The sequence below is a fragment of the uncultured Aureimonas sp. genome, from assembly GCF_913775355.1.
GTDB lineage: Bacteria > Pseudomonadota > Alphaproteobacteria > Rhizobiales > Rhizobiaceae > Aureimonas.
In genome coordinates this window covers 1-4,087 of sequence record NZ_CAJYIU010000332.1, presented here as the reverse complement: position 1 = coordinate 4,087, position 4,087 = coordinate 1, and the positions used below count along the sequence as shown (strand labels likewise).

At 69.6% G+C, this 4,087-nt stretch carries 2 protein-coding genes; both read left to right on the top strand.

What is annotated here, in order from left to right:
• Nucleotides 1–523: 523 nt before the first annotated feature.
• A complete protein-coding gene (locus QZ753_RS20585) occupies nt 524–2,413 on the top strand; it encodes a methyl-accepting chemotaxis protein (protein ID WP_294646475.1) in 1,890 nt (629 codons plus the stop codon).
• A gap of 60 nt (nt 2,414–2,473) precedes the next feature.
• The gene (locus tag QZ753_RS20580; RefSeq protein WP_294646473.1) at nt 2,474–4,048 is read left to right on the top strand and encodes a chemotaxis protein CheW; all 1,575 of its coding nucleotides are present in this window, start codon (nt 2,474–2,476) and stop codon (nt 4,046–4,048) included.
• Nucleotides 4,049–4,087: the final 39 nt, after the last annotated feature.

The window sequence follows — 4,087 nt, the reverse complement described above, 5'->3', positions numbered from 1 at the left end:
GGTTTCGTCCATGGGGAACGGGCGGATCCCCCCGCAGCCGGTTCGCTGTCGATGTCGTCGTCCATGGTTCGCTCCGCACTCCGATCTTCGCGCGACCAAGCGTGTGCACGATGTCTTGGAATCGTGTCGACGACGACGCTCGACTTGTAGCGATCGCAAGTTATCTGCCGGATCATTCGATGTTCTGCCGCTGGACGCAGGGCATATCGGAAGCACAAGGGGTGTATCCGCTGGCTTCCCGATCTTCGCCGGGAATACGTAAATACACGTAGTGCGGTAGATACTAGGTAAAATCCCTTAGGGCGCGGGTCCAATACCGAGTATCCCGGCAATCCCTCGTTAAGCGGCCAAGTTGAATCTACCCCCTCGTGAACGGGCGGCCTTGCCCGTGCGGGTGTCGCTCAACGATCAGGGGGCCGGGATGGCATTGGTAAAAACACATAGCCTTGGGCTCAGCTCCGGGGCGGCGACCGGGGGAAGCGGTGCCGGACAGGGCGGCCCGGTCGGCGACATGGTCCGGGACGTGGCGCAGCGCCTCCCCACGGGCCACGGCGCGGACCGCTCGCGCCTCGCCGCGGACGTGCAGAAGAAGCGGGCGCGCACCTTCGCCAAGCAGCAGCAGGCGGCCGAGCGCATCGCCTCCGCCACGACCGAGCTTTCATCGGGCGTCACCGAGGCGGCGGCCGCCTCCGAGCAGCTCAAGCAGGCGATGGACCAGATCGCCCGGGCCGCGGAGGAGGCGTCCGGCAGTTCCCAGACCTCGCTGAAGGCGATGAGCGCGCTCAGCCAGATCGTCGCTCGCTGCCGGGGCGTCGCCGACGTGTCCGTCACCAAGACGGAAGCTCTTCAGACCCAGCTCGGGGCCGTCCGCGAGCAGATCGAGGCCTCCATCGCCGCCATCTCGAACTCGTCCGAGCGCCAGACGGCGTCGGTGCTCGTCGTCGAGGAGCTCGAGCGCCAGGCCGGCGCCATCGGCGAGATCGTCAAGACCGTCGCGCACATCGCCGACCAGACCAACCTTCTCGCCCTGAACGCGGCGATCGAGGCCGCCCGCGCCGGCGAGCACGGCCGCGGTTTCGCCGTCGTCGCCGACGAGGTGCGCACCCTCGCCGAGGTATCGGAAAAGAGCGCCCGCGAGATTTCCGAACTCGTCGGCAAGATCCAGGCCGAGGTGAGGGGCATCGCGGAAGGCATCCGCGCGGCCAACGACGCGGTGCGCACCGAGGTCGGCAACGGCAAGGCCGTCAGCGCGCAGATCGACCGCGTCCGCGCGGACATGGTCGTGATCGTCGAGGGCGGCCGGGAGATCGCCAAGTACGCGGTTGAGTCCGAGGTCGCCGCGCGGGAGAGCCAGAAGGGCGCCGAGCAGATCGCGGCGGGCGCGGAACAGCAGTCGGCGGCCTGCGAGGAGAGCCTCAGCGCCCTAAAGGAACAGGCGGCCGCGCTCGCGGAGGCCGAGAAGGCCGCGGAGAACCTCGGCGAGGTCGCCGACGAGCTCCGCACCTCGACCGACATCGGCAAGAGCGCGCAGGACGTTGCCTCGACGGCCGAGGAGCTGTCGGTCACGGTCGAGGAGATCAACCGGGCGTCCTCCCAGATCCTCGTCGCCATCAACCAGATCTCGCAGGGGGCCGACGCGCAGAGCGCCGCCGCCGAACAGTCGAGTGCGGCGATCGAGCAGATCCGCAAGGGCATCGACGTCACGCGCGAGCGGGCGGGACGCGCCCTGGAGCGCGGCACGGCGCTCGAGCAGCTTCTCGGGGAGGCCAGCCAGGGCATCGACGGCCTGATCGAGGGCGTTTCCTCGTCGCTGCGATCCAACGCCGCCACGCGCGAGAAGATCGGCGGCCTGTCCGAGGTGTCGCGGCGGATCGACAAGATCGTCGATTCCATCGCGATGGTGTCCGTCCAGACCAACATGCTGGCCGTCAACGGATCGGTCGAGGCCGCCCGGGCCGGCGAGTTCGGCAAGGGCTTCATGGTGGTCAGCACCGACATCCGGAACCTGGCGCAGGACTCCTCGGAGAACGCCGAGCGGATCAAGGACCTGGTGCGCGGCATCCAGGATCAGATCGCCTCGGTCACGCGCGACCTCAACGAGATCTCCGCCGACACGGTGCAGGAGGTCGCCAAGAACAAGGTGATCGTCACCAACGTCGCGCAGTCGCGCGACGAGATCGCGGGCGTCGTCGCGGGCAACCGCGAGGTCCTGTCGGGCAGCGAGGAGATGGCCGGGCTGGTGGACGCGAGCGTGAAGAGCGTCGCGCAGGTCCTCGCGGCGGCGCGGCAGGCGGCCTCCGCCACGGCCGAGGCGGCCTCCGCGGCCCAGCAGCAGAGCCAGGGCGCCGAGGAGCTCGCACGGGCCGTCGAGGAGGTCGCCGCGATGGCCGACGAGCTCCAGTCCGCCGGCTAGCGGCCGCCCGCCCGGTCAACCCGGGAACACAAGTCCCGCCCTCGAACGTCGGACCGCCCCATGACAACCCATCCGAACGGCGAAACGCCGACCGACACGTCCGCGCGCGGAACCGGCCCCGCCGCCGAGTTCGTGACGTTCCTGGTCGGGGACGAAGCCTTCGCGGCTCCCTTGTCGCGGGTCCGCGAGATCATCCGCGTTCCCTCCCTGGTGCAACTCCCGCTCGCGCCGCCGTCCATAGAGGGCATCACGAACCTGCGCGGGGTCGTGCTGCCGGTCCTCAACCTCCGGCGCGTCTTTGGCCTGGCCGAGGCCGCACGTGACGAGGCGACGCGCGTCCTGGTCCTCGACATCGGGCGCCCCGTCGGGGTCGTCGTCGACCGCGTGCTGGCCGTACAGTCGGTCGACCCGTCCCGCATCGACGGGAAGGGGCGCCTCGGTCCGCACGTCGACGGCGATCTCGTCGTGGAGGTCATCCGCCCCGAGGGCGACGGAAGGGGCAGTGCCGTCACGATGGTCCTCGACGTCGAGGGCATCGTCGCGCGGGCGACCGCCATGCCGGAGGAGGGCGCCCGTCGCGCCAACGCGCAAGAGAGCCGGATCGCCGCGGCCGAGGCTTCGGAGGGCGGACGCGTTTCCGACGACGTCCGCCAATTCGTGAGCTTCGTCGTCGAAGGACAGGAATATGCGCTTCCGATCGCCGACGTGCAGGAGATCGTCCACGTCCCGAGGTCGATCTCCGCCGTACCCAACGCGCCGCCGACCCTGATCGGCATGGTGACGCTGCGCGAGAGGCTCCTGCCGCTCCTCAGCCTCCGCAGCCTTCTCGGTCTCCCCATGCGGCCGGTCGGTCCGGAAGACCGCGTGGTCGTCGTCTCTCCTGCCTCCGGCGGGCACAGCGCCACGTTCGGCATCCTGACTGATGCCGTGCGCGAGGTCCTTCGGATCGGTGTCGGCGTCATCGACCCGATGCCGCGGATGGTCGGGGCGGGCGACGGGCTTACTGAGATCGCCGCGGTCTGCCGGCTGGAGGGAGGCCGGCGCCTCGTCTCCGTGCTCGACCCGGAGCGGGTCTTCCGGCTCCCGGAATTGAAGGCCGCTGCGCCAGGCTGCGCGGAGGCGGTTGCCGCAAGGGAGACCGAAATGGAAACGGGCATGGCGTCGCGCGCTTCGGCGGACGAGGAACAGGTCGTCGTCTTCAAGCTGGGCGACGAGGAGTTCGGCGTCGCCATCGACAATGTCCAGGAGATCGTCCGCCTCCCCGAGCGGCTGATCCGCGTGCCCAACGCGCCCGACTTCATCGAGGGCATCATGAACCTGCGCGGCACGATCGTGCCCCTCGTCGACCAGCGCCGCCGCTTCCGCCTGCCGCCGATGGAGCGCAACGAACGGCAACGCGTCGTGGTGTTCACGCTCCGGGGCGTGCGCTCGGGCTTCATCGTCGACAGCGTGATCGAGGTGCGGCGCATCGCCCGTTCGGAAATCCTGCCGGCGCCCGAGACCTCCGACGACCAGTGCCGCCTGATCCGACGCGTCGCCAGCCTGCCGGACCGCAAGCGCATCATCCAGATCCTCGACATCGGCGAGCTCCTGGACACGAACGAGACCGACGCCGCACGCGCGGCAGCCGCCTGAGCACCCATTCGAGCCGTCCCATGCCAGCAGCCAAGAAAG

What these genes read in the sequence shown, in the direction of transcription:
- QZ753_RS20580 (WP_294646473.1), top strand. Translation starts at nt 2,474, where the DNA reads ATGACAACCCATCCGAACGGCGAAACGCCGACCGACACGTCCGCGCGC.